Below are 14,264 nucleotides of genomic sequence, written 5' to 3'. Positions count from 1 at the left end.
GCCATCTGGACCCCGGCTTTCGCCGGGGAACAGTTACGTGTCGAGAAGGGATAATTGCCGACTTGATCCGGTGTCCGTTCACGCAGCGCTGAAAGAATGGATCCCGGATCAAGTCCGGGATGACGAACGGGGGCCCGAACCCGGAAACGCTATGCCGCCGCTCCGCCCTTTGCCGATCCCGCCACCAGGTTCATCACCAGCTTCGGCAGGCTGCGATAATTGGCCCGGTGATATTGCGAATCGGCGGGTAGCGCATCCTTCAGGCGGCGGTGCGCCTCGGGCAGCGCGTGATAGGGAACGCCGGGCAGCAGGTGGTGCAGCGCGTGATAGCGCAGGCCCACCGGCGCCCACAGTTCGGGCAGCAGGCCCGGCGGCGGGACATTGACGCTGTCGAGGAACTGCGCGGTCACGGTCAGCACCGCGCCGTCATTTTCCCACAGATGCGCGACGAGGGTGCGGATCTGGTTGAGCACGATGCTCGCCGCGGCGATCCCGCCGAAGATCAGCAGCGCGCGCAGCGGCACCCAGCCGAAGATGCCGGCCGCGACCAGCAGCGTCGACCAGGCCCAGGCCCCGCCCTCCTGCCACGCCCATTGGCGGCGGAATTCGCCCTCGGGCGACTTGCGGCGGAACACCGGGTTGATGATCAGCCCCGAATAGCGCTCGCGCACCACGCGGCGCAGCGGCGGGATCAGGAAGGACAGCGGCGTCAGCACCGCATAGCGGAAGACGAGCGCCAGCGGCGCAAAGGCCGCCGCGACGACGAACAGCGGCACCGTCCACGGCTTCATCAGCGCCAGCGGCAGATATTCGGGGTCCTCGACCGTGCCATATTTGGTGCGGTTGTGGTGCAGGCTGTGGATGCCTTCGTACATGAACGACGGGATCAGCAGCGGCACCCCGATCAGCAGGTTCCAGACGAGGCGGAAGCCCGGCAGCGTCTGCTTGCGGATATGGGTGATCTCGTGGATGAAGCTGCCCGCGCGATAGAGGGCGAGCACCGCGACGAACGCCGCCGCGAGCATCCACGGCGTCGAGGGCGCAAGGATCGCCGCCGCGACGCCGGCATAGCCGACAAAGGTCGAAGCGAGGAAATCGGCCCAATAGATGCGCGCGTTCGGCTGCACCAGGTCGCGCGTCAGCTCCGACGCGGCGCGGATCATCGCCATGTCGTCGGCAATCGCCGACTTGGGCGCCCTGGCGGCCTTCGCCGGCGCTTCCGTCGGGCCGGCATTCGCCGGCGCTTCCATCGGGCCGGCATTCGCCGGCGGGCGCGCGGGGGAGGTCGCGATCCGATCGGCAGAAGGATTGATCGTCGTCATAACGCGGTTTTCACCATCTTTTCGTGGCAGCATGATGGCCGAATGCGGGTCGCCAGCGCCACGCCTATGCCTTATTGGCTCGCCAGACATATAGGCACCATCATCCGGGAAACCACCCATGAGCGCACATCCGGCCGGCCCGATCACGATTCATCCCGTCGAGGGGAAGCACGACAAGCGCGAGTTCGTCGAGCTGGCCTTCCGCCTCAACCGCGGCGATCCGGCGTGGGTACCGCCGCTGAAGGGCGAGGTGTTCGCCCTGCTGACGCCGGGGAAGAATCCGTGGTTCGAGCACGGCAAGGCGCAATTCTTCCTTGCCCGGCGCGACGGACGGACGGTGGGGCGCATTTCGGCGCATATCGACTTCCTCGCACTCGAACAGCCGGCAGAGCAGGGCATGGGGCCCGGCACCGGCAACTGGGGCCTGATCGAGGCAGAGGATGCGGAAACCGCGCACGCGCTGATCGTCGCGGCCGAGGACTGGCTGCGCAGCCAGGGCATGCACCGTGCGCTTGGACCGCTGTCGATCTCGATCTGGGACGAACCCGGCCTGCTGGTCGAGGGCTTCGACACGCCGCCGACGATCATGCTCGGCCACAACAGCCCGCTCTATCGGGCGTGGATCGAGGCCGAGGGCTATCGCCCGGTCAAGAAACTCATCAACTATGCGGTCGAGATCATCGATGGCTTTCCGCCGCTGGTGAACCGCATCGTCGCGGCGGGCGAACGGAACGAGCGCATCCGCATCCGCCGCGTCGACAAGCGCCGCTTCGATGCCGAGGCACGACTGATCATGGGCATATTGAACGATGCCTGGTCGGACAATTGGGGGTTCGTGCCGCTGACCGACAGCGAGATCGCCTATATCGGCAAGAAGCTGAAGGACATCGTGTTCGAGGACCTGATCCGCGTCGCAGAGGTCGACGGCGAGGCGGTTGCCTTCATGATCGTGCTGCCGAACATCAACGAACTGCTGATCGACATGGACGGCTCGCTCCTGCCCTTCAACTGGGCGCGGCTGCTCTGGTGGCTGCGGAAACCGAAGAGCCGCCGGCTGCGCGTGCCGCTGATGGGGGTGGTCAAGCGACTCCAGAACAGCCGCATGGCGAGCACGCTCGCCTTCATGATGATCGAATATATCCGCCGCGACGGCGTCGCGCATTATGGCGCGCAGCAGGGCGACATCGGCTGGGTGCTCGACGACAATCAGGGGATGAACGCGGTCGCCGAAGCGATCGACGCAACCGTCAACCGCGTCTATCAGCTCTACGACAAGCCGCTGGCCTGACGCCGCGCGGTCAGGCGGCGGGATTGCGCGCGGTGACAATCCACGCGGCGCCGTCGATCAGCACCGACTCCTCGCCCGGCCGTTTCGCGAAGGCCGCCCGCACCGCGTCCGCCGCCTGCGCGCGAATCGCGTCGGGCTGATCGGCGAGCGCGCGCGACAAGGGGCCGACCTGGAACGCCATCTCGACCGCATCGTCGAGCGCCGCCGCGCGCGTGGTGCCGCGACCGAAGGGGACGAGATGGTCGAACGGCGCGAGGGCGACGTCGACGAAGCCCGCATCGGCCAGGATGCGCTCGACGCGGCCGCGGTCGCCGAAGGAGAAGGGGCCGGGCGCCTCCGGATCGGGCGGCGGAGGCGGCGTCACGATGTCGCGGATCGCGCCCATCGGCAGGCGCACCCAGTCGTTCTCGGCCGCCGTCCGCCAGCAGACGAAGGCGAGCCGTCCGCCGGGCTTCAATGCGCCGCGCATATGCGCGAACGCTGCCGCCGGGTCGTCGAAGAACATCACGCCAAAGCGAGAGAAGAGCAGGTCGAACGCCCGTTCGGGCACGGTGCCGCTGCCGGCATCGGCGATCTCGAAGGCAACCGGCGCACCCGGCGGCAGGCAGGCACGGGCGCGGGCGATCAGCGGCTCCGAAATATCGACGCCCAGCACCCGCCCCTGCTCCCCGATGCGCGCGGCGAGCGCGAAGCTCGTCGTTCCGGCGCCGCAGCCGATGTCGAGCACCTGCTCGCCGGTCCGGGGCGCCGCCGCCGCGATCGCCGCGTCGCCGAAGGCCGCGAGCATATGGTCGAGCCGCGCCTGGTTGGCGACCCAGCGCTCGCCGCCTGGACCGTTCCAGTCAGCGACCTGATAGCTGTTCTTCGCTGTCATTCCGATCTCCTTGCCGCCGTGTCGGGGTGATGGTTCTAGGGTCAGGACCCATTAATTTGCGGTTCGAGGCGTCGAAATGGCGAAGATATCGGGCTTGGGCGGACGCAGCGGGTAGCATCGCTACCCGCAAGGCCGCACGAGCCTGAGATCGAAGCCATTTCGACGTCCCTGCGGGATTTGACCGATTTTGCCCATGGCTTCGTCGGCAAGTCTTGAAATATCGACATATTCCTGCGCCTTGCCTTCTCGCCCTGAGCAAAATCGCTTCAAACCTCGAACCGCAAATTAATGGGTCCTGACCCTAGCGGAACAGCGCCCAGGTCGGCGCGTGGTCGCTGGCTTTCTCGCGGCCGCGATAGTCCTTGTCGACCTGCGCGTCGACCAGCCGGTCGGCCATCGCGGGGCTGAGCAGCAGATGGTCGATGCGGAAGCCATGGTCGCGCTGCCAGCCGCCCGCCTGATAGTCCCAGAAGGTCCAGACATGCCCCGCGGGATGGCGGCTGCGCAAAGCGTCGGTCCAGCCGTCGCCGAGGATGCGGAACCAGGCATCGCGCGAATCGGGCTGCATCAGCGCGTCGTGCGCCATCGCGCGCGGGTCCCACACGTCGTCGTCGTGGGGAATGACATTATAGTCGCCAGCGAGCACGGTCGGAATCTCGGCCGCCAGCAGCGCCTTCGCGCGCTCGCGCAGCCGCGTCATCCAGCGCAGCTTGTAATCGAATTTCGGTCCCGGCTGCGGATTGCCGTTGGGGAGATAGATCGACGCGACGCGCACGCCGCCGACGTCGGCCTCCAGATAGCGCGACTGCTCATCCTCTTCCTCGCCCGCGAGACCGCGCTGGACCTCGACCGGCTGCGTGCCGCGCGCGAGGACCGCGACGCCGTTGAACCCCTTCTGCCCATGGTAGAGCGCGCCATAGCCCGCGGCCTCGATCTCTGCCGTCGGGATCGTCTCGTCGCTCGATTTCAGTTCCTGAAGACAGACGATGTCGGGCTGCGTTTCGTCCAGCCATTCGACGAGGCGCGGCAACCGCGCCTTGATTCCGTTGATGTTGAAGGTTGCGATCTTCATCGCGCCGCTATGGCAGGAAGCCGGTCGCTTAGAAAGAGCCTCAGACCGAGAAGCTCGACCCGCAACCGCAGCCCGAGGCGGCGTTGGGATTCTCGACCTTGAACGACGATCCGCCCAGCGAATCGACGAAATCGACGGTGCAGTCGCGAATCAGGTCGATGCTCACCGGATCGACGACCAGCTTCACGCCGTCGGTTTCGGTCACGACATCATCGGCCTCGATGCTGTCGGCGAGGCCGAAGCGATAGGTGAAGCCCGAGCAGCCGCCGCCGTCGACGGCGAGGCGAAGCGCGGGGAGCGCGCCCGCCTTGCGTTCGGCGATCCAGCGGATGCGCGCCGCCGCGGCGGGCGAAAGGGTGATATCGGACAGGGTCGAGGCCATATCGGCAAGATAGGATGTTCGGCGCAAATGAAAAGGGCGCCGCGACCTTATGGCCAGCGGGCGCCCCCTCCTCTCCGACCCATAGAAATTCAGTCTTCGGGACCACCCATCGCGAGATGATCGCCCGTCAGCGCCGCGATCGCCATCGAATCCGACCGGACGAAGGGCAGCGGATTGACTGGCGCGCCGTCGATGCGGACTTCATAATGCAGGTGGTTGCCGGTCGAGCGGCCCGTCGAGCCGACATAACCGACGATCTCGCCCTTCTTCACCTGCTGTCCGGGCTGGACGATGAAGGAGGACATGTGGCCGTAGCGCGTCTGGATCGCGTTGCCATGTTCGATCTCGACGTAATTGCCGTAACCGCCGAGGCGCTGGGCGCGGCCGACGATGCCGTCGGCGGTGGCATAGATGGGGGTGCCGTGGGGGGCGGGAATGTCGATGCCGTTGTGGCGCGCGACGCGGCCGGTGATCGGATGGACCCGCATGCCGTAGGAGGAGGAAAGCGACATCTGCTCGATCGGGCGGCGCGACGGCACGGCGACGCCGAGGCTCGCGGCCAGACCGGTATCGAGGCGCTTCCACGCCTGAAAGAGCGCGCGTGCCTCGCTGTCCTCGGCGGGGGCCGGAACGCCGGCGGTGAAGCTGTCGTCATCGGGTTCGTCGGGAACCACGATCCCCGCGTCGGCGCCGGTTTCGGCGGCGTTGGCCGCCGCGGCCGTTCCCATCAGGGCTGCCGCACCAACAATCAGGCCATGGTGAAACTTTTGCGCCAGTGAAGCGTTCAGCACGTATCGACCCCGCATCTGTCCTGTCGCCAACGGTCAGGCCGCTGGTGCCGGTTGTTCTTGTGGATGGGATGCAATCCCTGCCCGCGAGGGGTTCTGCGTGGTCGATCCTTACGAAGCAATGACCGCGTAGTATTCTTGCGTTAAACCGGCATCGCGGCGCGCCGAGTCGTTGAACGGCGGCTTCAACACCCCCCGAAATCGCGATTTTACGAGGCTTTGCCACGTCGCCGCCGGCCCGAATCCCCGTTCGGCGCACAGCCAGTTGAACCAGCGCGTGCCCGCCGACACGTGGCGAATCTCGTCGGTATAGATGCGCGACAGGATGCGCGCCGACGCCTCGTCCCCGGCGCCGCGGAACCGGTCGATCGTTGCGGGGGTGACGTCGAGCCCGCGCGCTTCGAGCACCATCGGCACGATCGCGAGCCGCGCCAGCGCGTCGTCGGCGGTCGCCTCCGCCGCTTCCCACAGCCCGGCGTGCGCGGGCAGCGCGCCATAATGGCTGCCGAGGCCGGCAAGGCGCCGGTCGAGCAGCGCGAAATGCATCGCCTCGTCGGCCGCGACGCCGATCCAGTCGTCGACGAAGCCGCGCGGAAACGCGCCGCCGAAGCGGCCGACCAGATCGACGGCAAGGTCGATCGCGACGAATTCGATATGCGCGAGTGCGTGCAGCATCGCGATGCGGCCGCGTTCCGACCCGCCGCCGCGCCGGCGCGGCATCCGGCCGGGCGCCAGCAGTTCGGGCCGCTCGGGCCACGCCGGCCGGTCGGGCATGGCGACGTCGCAGCGATGGACGAGTTCTCCGCGCCGCCAGGCCCGCGCGAACCCCCGCGCCGCGCGGCGCTTGGCGTGCGGGTCGGCGGTCAGCAGCACCGCGCGCGCAGCTTCGCCCAGCGTGGTCACGTCCTCACCTCAATTCCGTCGGGTCGCGCGAGAGACGGTCACAGCGCCTTCGCCGCCTCCAGCACCGCGTCGGCATGGCCCTTGACGCGCACCTTGCGCCAGACCTTCGCCAGCTTGCCGTCGGCGCCGAACAGGAAGGTCGACCGCTCGATCCCCATATAGGTGCGGCCGTAATTCTGTTTCTCGACCCAGGTGCCGAAGGCTTCGCACACCGCGCCGTCTTCGTCCGAAGCCAGCCGGACGGTCAGTCCATATTTGTCGCGGAACTTGCACAGCTTCGCCGGCGCGTCGCGCGACACGGCCAGCACCTGCGCGTTCAGATGCGCGAAATCGGGGGCGAGACGGGTGAAGTCCTGCGCCTCGGTCGTGCAGCCCGGCGTGTCGGCCTTGGGATAGAAATAGACGACCAGCGGCGCGCCTTTCAGGCGGGCGAGGTCGATGGTCGCGCCGTCGGCGTCGGCCAGCGTCACGGGCGGGATCGCATCGCCGATCGAAAGTCCGCTCATCCTTGCTTCTCCTGCTGCGGCGGGCGAATCGAGGCCCACCAGTCGGCCACCTCCTGCCGCGCCGCGTCGTGCGCGGCAAGCAGTTGCGGCCAGCCCGGCTCGCCGCAGGCGCTGGCGACGAGCTGGCGCGCGGCGGCGGCCGGCGGCTCGCCCGCGGGGGCGGTGAGGCGCAGCATCACCAGCATCCGCGCGAGCAGGTCGTGCGCCGCACCGATCCCCTCTGGCGCCAGCCCCGCCGCCGTCAGGCAGGCGAGCGCCTCGCCGATCCGGGGATCGTGGCAGCGGCCGCCGGCAAGCTGCGCCACCTGCATCGCGAATTCCAGGTCGACGAGACCGCCCGGCCCGCCCTTGATGTCGAGCGGTCCGGCGGGCGGCTTGTGCGCGGCGATCTTGTCGCGCATCCCGGCGGCGTCGCGTGCGACGTCGCCCGGATCGTGCGGGCTCGCCAGCACCTCGGCGACGACGCGCGCGACCGCGGCGCGCGCGTCGTCCGAGCCATAGACCGGCCGCGCGCGAAGCAGCGCCATATGCTCCCAAGTCCACGCCTCTTCGCGCTGGTAGCGCTCGAAGCTGTCGACGGTGACGACGAGCGGCCCCTGCGCGCCTTGCGGCCGCAGCCGCGTATCGACGTCATAAAGCTTGCCCGCCGCGGTCGGCACCGACAGCGCCGCGGTCACGCGCTGCGCCAGCCGATTGTAATAGGTCGTCGCGCCGAGCGGGCGCGGCCCGTCCGATTCGGCGAGATGGTCGCCGGTGAACAGATAGATGAGGTCGAGATCGGACGCATGCGTCAGCGCCCGCCCGCCAAGCCGGCCGAGCGCGAGCACCACCAGTTCGCTGTCGGGGACGCGCCCGTGCGCGGCGACGAACTCGGCGACCGTCGCGTCGGCCAGCACCTGCAGCGCCGCTTCGGCGAGGTCGGCATAGCCGCGCGCGGCGACGAGCGGATCGGCCGATCCTGCGATCAGTTGCACCCCATAGGCGAAGCGCCGTTCGCCGACGCGGTCGCGCACCCGGTCGAGCAGCCGCTCGTAATCGAGCCCCGCCAGCCCCGGCGCCCATTCGGCGAGCAGCCCGTCCTTGTCCATCGGCGCCTCGAACGCGCGCTTGTCGATCAGCCCCTCGATCAGTTCGACGCGCGCGGCGAGCGCATCGGCGAGCGTCGGGGCGAGCGACAGGATGCGCGTCGCGACCCGCGCCAGCGCCGGCTGCGCGGCGAGCAGGTGGAAGAAATTGATCGCGCTCGGCAGACCCGACACCAGCGTATCGAACCGGCGCAGCGTCGCGTCGGGGTCGGGCGAGGCGCCCAGCGCCCCGACCAGTTCAGGCAGTGCCGTTTCGAGCGCTTCGAGCGCCGCCGGGCTGCGCAGCGCGCGCAGCTTGCCGCTGCGCCATTCGGCGATCGTCCGCAGCGCGGCATCGGGCGGATCAAACCCCGCAGCCGCCAGCGCCGCCGCCAGTTCGCCGTCGTCGCGCGGCAGGCCGCCCGGCGCCGCGCGCTCGGCGACGAGGCGATCGTAGACGGCGCCGACGTCGGCGACGACGGGTTCGAGCGCGGCAAGCAGCGCCGCGCCGTCGGCCAGCCCGTCGAGACGCGCCACGCCGTCGAGCGCGGCGGGCTGCACCGGCAGACTGTGCGTCTGCTGATCCTCGACCATCTGAAGCCGGTGCTCGATCCGCCGCAGCACCGCATAATGGTCGGTCAGCCGCTCCGCGACGTCGGGGGCGACCCGGCCGGCGCGGGCGAGCGCGGCGAGCGCGTCGACCGTCGCCGGCACGCGCAGCGACGGGTCGCGCCCGCCATAGATCAGCTGGTGGACCTGCGCGAAGAATTCGATCTCGCGAATCCCGCCGCGTCCGCGCTTGAGGTCGTAGCCGGGGCCAAGCGCCTGTCCCTGCGCGAAATGATCGCGGATGCGGTCGCTCATCGCGCCGATTTCGCGAAGCTGCCGGAAATCGAGGCTGCGCCGCCAGATGAAGGGCTGGATCGCGGCGAGGAAGCGCTCGCCGAGCGCACGGTCGCCCGCCGAGGCGCGCGAGCGGATGAACGCCGCCTGCTCCCACGCCAGCGCCTGCGATTCATAATAGGAGATGGCGGTGCTTTCGGGCAGCACGATCGGCGTCACCTCCGGATGCGGGCGCAGCCGCAGGTCGACGCGCAGCACATGGCCGTCGGCGGTGCGCGCCGACAAGATCTCGACCATCCGCCGCGCGATGCGCACCGCCGCTTCGTCCGGATCGTCGCGCGACCGGCGCGGCAGCGTCGCGGGGTCGAAGATCAGGATCGGGTCGATGTCGGAGGAATAGTTGAGTTCGTGGCTGCCGAGCTTGCCGAGCGCGATCACCGCCAGCCCGCGCGGCGCCTCGTCGGGGACGCGCTCGGCAAAGGCAGCGGCGAGCGCGGCGTCGCAGGCCGTATCGGCAAAGGCGGTCAGGTGCCGCGTCGTCGCCGCGACGTCATGCTCACCCGACAGGTCGCCGAGCGCGAGCAGCAGCGCGATCCGCCCGCGCCACTGGCGCAGGCCGCGCATGATGTCGTCGCCGGGCGCGGGCGGCGCGACCCGTGCGAGCGCGGCGTCGGTCCCCTCGTCCAGGAAACGGGCGACATCGCCGGGGTTGATCTCGGCCAGCCGGGCAAGGAAAGGCGCGTTGGCGGTCAGCCGGTCGAGCGCGGACTGACGGGAGGCGGGAGGGGCGGTCATCGTCCGCCGCTATCACCCGTGCCGCGATCCTTTACAAGACGCACGGAATCCCGGCTGCGAGCGATTTCTCAGCCTTTGTCATTCCCGCAAACGCGGGAATGACAGGATCGGGAGAGACGCGGCATCCCTTCCCCATCGAGCCTTCCCCATCGAGGCGGCGTCAGGCCGGAACCGTGCTTTCGTCGAAGAACAGCACCTGCGAGATGGCGGCGCGCAGCGTCGCGGGCTGATAGGGCTTGGTGAGCAGGAAGGCGGGCTCGGGCCGGTCGCCGGTCAGCAGCCGTTCGGGAAAGGCGGTGATGAAGATGACCGGCACGTTCATCCCGGTGAGGATTTCCTGCACCGCCTCGATCCCCGAGCTGTTGTCGGCGAGCTGGATGTCGGCGAGCACGAGACCGGGGCGGTGCTCCTGCGCCTCGGCGACCGCCTCGGCATGGGTGGTCGCCACCGCGACGACCTCGTGCCCCAGGTCGCGCACGATCATCTCGATATCCATCGCGATGATCGGCTCGTCCTCGATGATCAGGATGCGCGCGCGGGTCTGGCGGTCGATCTCTTCCATCGCGTCGGCGATCAGCGCCTCGACCGCGGCGGTATCGCGGCCGATGATCCGGCCGGTTTCGGCGGTGCTGAAACCCTCGACCGCGGTGAGCAGCAGCGCCTGCCGCGCAAGCGAGGGAATCCGGCTGAGGCGCGCGTCGGCGATCGCCAGATCGGACGCAGCGTCGGGATCGGGCGCAGCCGCCTGTTCGGCGGCGAGCCCGAAATTGTCGTGGACCATGCGATAGAGCTGGATTCGCAGTTCGCCCGAGGGGTCGACCGCATCGGGATGCGCGACGAGCGATTCGAGCAGCCCCGCGACCAGCGCGTCGCCGGCCTGCTGGCTTCCCGAAATCGCCCGGCCATAGCGTCTCAGATAGGGAAGATGCGGTGCGATAGCCTGGCCCAGCGACATAGAGTATCTCCTGTAGCGGGCTGAAACCCGCAGAAAAGCAGGCGAACGGCGCAAAATGTCGCCGTCCGCCGAATTATTTCACCACATGGGAACGATTTAGCCCTAATTTGGTTTCCAAGGGAAGGAAAACGCGCCATTGCAGTTTGATGAACGCGCGGTTAGCAAAAGGCCCCATGTCCAGCGGATGCATCGACAATGTCGTCTGAACCCGGCGTAGCGCCCAAGAAAACGGCCGGGAAAGACGCCGGAAAGAAAATCCCCAGGAAAGCGCAGGACGTGAACATCGCCCTGCGCCGGGCTTACGAGTCCGCGATCGACGAAACGATTCCGCAATCGATGCTGGACCTGCTCGACAAGCTCGATTGACAGCGGCCGCGCCGCAGTCCCCCTTGACCACCTTATAGCATTCGGTCCCCGACTTTCGCCGGGGACCGTGCCTGTTTCAACTTTATGCTCTCCGCTGACAGGCGGCCTATGCCGGCCTGCTCCGATCGGGCAGGCGTCGGGCGGAGGCGCTCATTTCACCGTGCGGCCCGTCACGGATTTCAACACTTTCAGCGTGTCGTTATAGCGGTCGGCACTGGTCCGGCTGCCCAGCACCGCGACGTGGTAGCGACGTCCGTCGATACTGACCTCGGTCAGCAGACAGGAGTGGGCGCTGCGATTGGAGCCGGTCTTGATCCCGGTGACCCCCGGACGGCCGAGCAGTTCGTTGGTGTTGTGCCATGCGACGCGGCGTTCGGCGCCAGATGCGGTCCGCGCCATGGTTTCATGGTCGCGCGTGCCGACGACCTGGCGCACCAGCGGATTTGCCATCGCAGCCCGGGCGAGGATCAGCTGGTCGCGCGCGCTGCTCGTCCGGCGATCGGGATCGAGCGCATCGCCGAAGGCCGAACTGTAGCGCGTCTGGGTCATGCCGAGCGCCCGCGCTTTCCGATTCATCGCCGCGACGAAGGCCTTGTAGGCCGAGGCGGGAGTCGCATCCACTCCCGCCGCCACCATCGGCGCCCCGAAATGGATCGCCAGCATGTATCCGGCGTCGTTCCCCGACGGCAGCATCAGGCCGTAAAGCGCTTCGCGCACGCTGATCCGTTCCCCGGCGGCAAGCCCGGTCTTGGTCCCGCCGATCGCCACCGCGCGTTCGGCAAAGCTCAGTTCCTCGTCGAGAATGGCGGGCTGCGCGGCGGCCATTTCGGAGACGACGAGCAGCGTCATCAGCTTGGTGACGCTCGCGATGTTCGAAGGCCGCTCCAGCTCATGCGATGCCAGCACCTCGCCCGTTTCGGCATCGGCGACCGCCCAGGCCGCGGCGGTCACGCCCTCGACGGCAGCCGCTTCGGCGGCATGGCCCACCGACGGGGCGAGCAACGGACCGCTGGCCGCGACGAGCGCCGCCATCATCACCGGCCGACAGGCGGCGCGAATTACTGTGCGAATATCCATGATTCTTCTCCCTCTCGATTCTCTATTCGACCGCGGCCGCGTTGCCGCGCGAACCATAGGATTGCCCCGGCGCATCGCCGCCCCAGGCGATCAGTGCCAGATCGTCGAGCAGCGCCCGCGACGCCCCTTCTATGCGCAGCAGCGGCCGCAGCGGCTGCGCGGGGGTGTCCGCACCGCGATCGAACTCGAAGCGGAACGGCTGCCAGCCGCCGGCCGCGATCCGCTGCGTTCCGGCGGACTGCCGCGGCGCATTGGCCAGCGCGCTGGTGCGTCCGCTGCCTTTGCGCTGTTCCTGGATCAGCAGTTCGAGCGTCGCCGGCGCGTCGAGCTTGACCCAGCCGGTGAAGGTCAGCCGGCGCTCGGCAACGGGCCGAAAGAAGACCTTGGGTCCGACCGTCGCAGCGCCCGCACCGGGGACCGACACGGCGAGCGCGGCACGGCCCGCATGGGCATCACGATCGAAATCGATCGCCCCGCCCTCGACGCTCCAGCTCCGATCGCGGGCGTCCCCGAAGCGCACCGCCTCGAAATCGCCGCGCGCCAGCAGGTCGTGGCCCGCCGCGACCGCGTTGTCGCGGCAGGCCGCTGCGGGCCGGTAGAGGTCGTAGCGAAAGACGTTGAGGCCGCTGCCGGCATCGGCGGCGCAGCGCTGCGGCGGTGCGAGCGGCGCCGACGGCTGGATGACGCCATGCCCCCCGACGATCCCGATCCGCGTCCCGCGTTCGGCCGACAGGTCGATGATCCGGCCGAGCACCGCCTGACGCATCCCGCCGACCGCCGGGACCGGGCGATAGTCGAGGATCTGGATCGGGACCATTTCGGCGCGGAACAGCCGGTCGCCGTCCATCCAGACGCGGAGCGCGAAGCTGGCATGCGTCTCGGGGAAACTCTGGTCGAAGAGGAAATTGCCGAGCGAATAGGCGATCAGGCGTCCCTTGTAGAGTTCGAGACCGTGCGCGACGTGCGGATGATGCGAGACGACGAGCGCGGCGCCGGAATCGATCGCCAGCTTCATCCGCCGCTCGCTGATCGCGGTTGGACGGGCGCTATATTCGGTGCTGCCGTGATATTGGACGATCGGCGTGCGTCCCGCGGCGACCTCTCCGCGCACCGCCGCCTCGATATTGGCGTCGCTGCCCAGGGCGGCACCGCCCTTGCCGCTTTCGGCGACCTGGTTGGGCTCGACATTGCCTTTCCAGCCGACGAAGCCGAGCATCGACCAGGCGCGCCCGCCGACCGAGAGGCGCGCGGCCTTCAGCGCCTCCGCCTCGTCGCGGCCGGCGCCCGACCAGGGCATCCGCACCGCATCGAGCGCGACGAGCGTCGAGGCAAGGCCGGGTTCGACATAGTCATAGACATGATTGTTGCCGAGCGTGACATAGTCGATACCCGCATCGACCAGCGCCCGCGCGGCGTCGCTGTGCGTGTAGAAGACGACCGACTTGCCCGGCGAATTGCCGAGGTCGCGCGTCGCCAGCACGGTTTCGAGATTGACCGAAGCCAGATCGGCACCGGTGAAATAGGGCTTCATCGGATCGAGCAGCCGCGCCATGTCGGCGGCGCGGTTCGCCTCGCGGATCACCGTCGGCTCGCCATCCAGCGGCGCCTCGAAGCGGCGCCCCATCATCACGTCGCCGCCGAAGAACATCTCGATGCGCCCCGGCGCGCGTGCCACCGCCTCGACCGCCGGCAGGACGATGTTGCCATCGGCCGCGGCGACCTCGCTCGCCGCGAAAGTGGAGACGGCATCGAAGATGGTGGGGCCCTTCACGGTCAGCCGGTAGAGATCGGCTTCACCGATCCGGCCCGACAGGCTGCCGTCCGGCGCGATGCCGACAGGATCGCCGTTGACGCGAACGTCGAGCGCCGCCAGTTCGCTGGCGCCGCCGACGATCCGCACCTGTCCCTTGACCGTCTGCGTGACGGGCGCAGCGGTTGCCGCCGCCGGCGCGGCGACGGACGCCGTGCAATGGCTGGCGCCGAACGCCGCGATCAGGGCGAGGGCCGCCGATGCCAGAAACCGCATATG

At 68.7% G+C, this 14,264-nt stretch carries 13 protein-coding genes; 2 read left to right on the top strand and 11 right to left on the bottom strand.

The window, feature by feature from the left end; translation table 11 throughout:
* Positions 1–149: 149 nt before the first annotated feature.
* Positions 150–1,322 carry a fatty acid desaturase family protein gene (locus tag SGRAN_RS05025; RefSeq protein ID WP_082737076.1) on the bottom strand — a complete coding sequence of 391 codons (1,173 nt, stop codon included), beginning with the start codon at positions 1,320–1,322 and terminating at the stop codon, positions 150–152.
* Between the two features lie 118 nt (positions 1,323–1,440).
* Here SGRAN_RS05025 and SGRAN_RS05020 point away from each other — a divergent pair, with 118 nt between their 5' ends.
* The gene (locus tag SGRAN_RS05020; protein WP_067181197.1) at positions 1,441–2,610 is read left to right on the top strand and encodes a hypothetical protein; all 1,170 of its coding nucleotides are present in this window, start codon (positions 1,441–1,443) and stop codon (positions 2,608–2,610) included.
* Positions 2,611–2,620: 10 nt separating this feature from the next.
* On the opposite strand, the gene SGRAN_RS05015 is transcribed toward SGRAN_RS05020, so the two are convergent.
* The 8 genes from SGRAN_RS05015 to SGRAN_RS04980 form a co-directional block, all read right to left on the bottom strand.
* Entirely contained in the window at positions 2,621–3,484 is an 864-nt protein-coding gene (locus SGRAN_RS05015) for a class I SAM-dependent methyltransferase (RefSeq protein ID WP_067181194.1), read from the bottom strand.
* A gap of 301 nt (positions 3,485–3,785) precedes the next feature.
* A complete protein-coding gene (gene xth, locus SGRAN_RS05010) occupies positions 3,786–4,556 on the bottom strand; it encodes an exodeoxyribonuclease III (protein WP_067181191.1) in 771 nt (256 codons plus the stop codon).
* 40 nt (positions 4,557–4,596) lie between these two features.
* The gene (locus tag SGRAN_RS05005; protein ID WP_067181188.1) at positions 4,597–4,938 is read right to left on the bottom strand and encodes a HesB/IscA family protein; all 342 of its coding nucleotides are present in this window, start codon (positions 4,936–4,938) and stop codon (positions 4,597–4,599) included.
* A gap of 89 nt (positions 4,939–5,027) precedes the next feature.
* A complete protein-coding gene (locus tag SGRAN_RS05000) occupies positions 5,028–5,729 on the bottom strand; it encodes a M23 family metallopeptidase (protein WP_067181186.1) in 702 nt (233 codons plus the stop codon).
* 108 nt (positions 5,730–5,837) lie between these two features.
* Positions 5,838–6,629, bottom strand: coding sequence for a ferritin-like domain-containing protein (locus SGRAN_RS04995; protein WP_082737075.1), 792 nt, complete (start codon positions 6,627–6,629; stop codon positions 5,838–5,840).
* A 38-nt stretch (positions 6,630–6,667) separates the two neighbouring features.
* Positions 6,668–7,135, bottom strand: coding sequence for a thioredoxin-dependent thiol peroxidase (gene bcp, locus SGRAN_RS04990; RefSeq protein ID WP_067181183.1), 468 nt, complete (start codon positions 7,133–7,135; stop codon positions 6,668–6,670).
* Positions 7,132–9,837: a bifunctional [glutamine synthetase] adenylyltransferase/[glutamine synthetase]-adenylyl-L-tyrosine phosphorylase gene (locus SGRAN_RS04985; protein ID WP_067181180.1), complete on the bottom strand. Its 2,706-nt coding sequence runs from the start codon at positions 9,835–9,837 to the stop codon at positions 7,132–7,134. Before SGRAN_RS04985 ends, bcp begins: the two co-directional genes overlap by 4 nt.
* A 160-nt stretch (positions 9,838–9,997) precedes the next feature.
* Positions 9,998–10,792: a response regulator gene (locus tag SGRAN_RS04980; protein ID WP_067181177.1), complete on the bottom strand. Its 795-nt coding sequence runs from the start codon at positions 10,790–10,792 to the stop codon at positions 9,998–10,000.
* Between the two features lie 195 nt (positions 10,793–10,987).
* Between SGRAN_RS04980 and SGRAN_RS22535 the strand changes: the two genes are divergently transcribed.
* Positions 10,988–11,158, top strand: coding sequence for a NepR family anti-sigma factor (locus tag SGRAN_RS22535; protein WP_172709615.1), 171 nt, complete (start codon positions 10,988–10,990; stop codon positions 11,156–11,158).
* A gap of 150 nt (positions 11,159–11,308) precedes the next feature.
* Here the strand turns inward: SGRAN_RS22535 and SGRAN_RS04975 are convergent, their stop codons facing one another.
* Together SGRAN_RS04975 and SGRAN_RS04970 are read right to left on the bottom strand one after the other, a co-directional pair.
* A complete protein-coding gene (locus SGRAN_RS04975; protein WP_172709614.1) occupies positions 11,309–12,235 on the bottom strand; it encodes a D-alanyl-D-alanine carboxypeptidase family protein in 927 nt (308 codons plus the stop codon).
* Positions 12,236–12,257: 22 nt separating this feature from the next.
* Entirely contained in the window at positions 12,258–14,261 is a 2,004-nt protein-coding gene (locus tag SGRAN_RS04970) for a CapA family protein (RefSeq protein WP_067181171.1), read from the bottom strand.
* Positions 14,262–14,264 lie beyond the last annotated feature (3 nt).

This window comes from Sphingopyxis granuli (assembly GCF_001559015.1).
Lineage (GTDB): Bacteria > Pseudomonadota > Alphaproteobacteria > Sphingomonadales > Sphingomonadaceae > Sphingopyxis > Sphingopyxis granuli.
Note: the sequence above shows the minus strand (reverse complement) of the source record. Positions and strands in the feature narration are given on the sequence as shown.

What these genes read in the sequence shown, in the direction of transcription:
- SGRAN_RS05025 (WP_082737076.1), bottom strand. Translation starts at nt 1,322, where the DNA reads ATGACGACGATCAATCCTTCTGCCGATCGGATCGCGACCTCCCCCGCG.
- SGRAN_RS05020 (WP_067181197.1), top strand. Translation starts at nt 1,441, where the DNA reads ATGAGCGCACATCCGGCCGGCCCGATCACGATTCATCCCGTCGAGGGG.
- SGRAN_RS05015 (WP_067181194.1), bottom strand. Translation starts at nt 3,484, where the DNA reads ATGACAGCGAAGAACAGCTATCAGGTCGCTGACTGGAACGGTCCAGGC.
- xth (WP_067181191.1), bottom strand. Translation starts at nt 4,556, where the DNA reads ATGAAGATCGCAACCTTCAACATCAACGGAATCAAGGCGCGGTTGCCG.
- SGRAN_RS05005 (WP_067181188.1), bottom strand. Translation starts at nt 4,938, where the DNA reads ATGGCCTCGACCCTGTCCGATATCACCCTTTCGCCCGCCGCGGCGGCG.
- bcp (WP_067181183.1), bottom strand. Translation starts at nt 7,135, where the DNA reads ATGAGCGGACTTTCGATCGGCGATGCGATCCCGCCCGTGACGCTGGCC.
- SGRAN_RS04985 (WP_067181180.1), bottom strand. Translation starts at nt 9,837, where the DNA reads ATGACCGCCCCTCCCGCCTCCCGTCAGTCCGCGCTCGACCGGCTGACC.
- SGRAN_RS04980 (WP_067181177.1), bottom strand. Translation starts at nt 10,792, where the DNA reads ATGTCGCTGGGCCAGGCTATCGCACCGCATCTTCCCTATCTGAGACGC.
- SGRAN_RS22535 (WP_172709615.1), top strand. Translation starts at nt 10,988, where the DNA reads ATGTCGTCTGAACCCGGCGTAGCGCCCAAGAAAACGGCCGGGAAAGAC.
- SGRAN_RS04975 (WP_172709614.1), bottom strand. Translation starts at nt 12,235, where the DNA reads ATGGATATTCGCACAGTAATTCGCGCCGCCTGTCGGCCGGTGATGATG.
- SGRAN_RS04970 (WP_067181171.1), bottom strand. Translation starts at nt 14,261, where the DNA reads ATGCGGTTTCTGGCATCGGCGGCCCTCGCCCTGATCGCGGCGTTCGGC.